This window comes from Burkholderia sp. HI2714 (assembly GCF_002223085.1).
GTDB lineage: Bacteria > Pseudomonadota > Gammaproteobacteria > Burkholderiales > Burkholderiaceae > Burkholderia > Burkholderia lata_D.
In genome coordinates this window covers 1-509 of the sequence record NZ_NKFM01000186.1, presented here as the reverse complement: position 1 = coordinate 509, position 509 = coordinate 1, and the positions used below count along the sequence as shown (strand labels likewise).

The following is a 509-nucleotide window of genomic DNA, read 5'->3' as shown; positions in this document are numbered from 1 at the left end:
CAAGCGACGCTGAAGGTTTGGCTCGAACGGGCATGGCGGATCTGCCGCCAGCAGAAGAAGGACAAAAACAAGCTGTATGCTCTGCATGCGCCGGAAGTCGAATGCATCTCGAAAGGCAAAGCGCGCCGGCTTTGTTCGGAAGGGGGTGGTTGCGCGGCAGCGTGAGGTCGAGTAGAAAGGGCAATTGATCTATGCCTCGTGAACGTTCATTGCCATACAAAGCCAGCCTGAAATCCGGAGCGCCGCGCAAACGCCCGAAACCGACGTATCGGGTCGCGAACGCCCGCGCCTACAATCAGAGCCTGAAGCGGCGAGGCCAGCTCAGCCTCTACTGCCCGGAGGGCGACCTGAAGGCGCTGTTCATCAACACCCAGCCGTATGGGCCGGGTGTGTCCGGGCGTGCCCCAACCTACACGAACGCCTACATCGAGCTGATCTATACGTTTTACCGGTTGTTTCGTTGGGCGATGCGTCAGATCACCGGCTTCATGGAAGAGTACTGGCGGCTG

1 pseudogene is annotated in these 509 nt (G+C 59.5%); it reads left to right on the top strand.

The features are described 5' to 3' along the window. Positions 1–191: 191 nt before the first annotated feature. Positions 192–509: pseudogene (locus CFB82_RS41830) on the top strand (hypothetical protein); the annotation flags it as partial.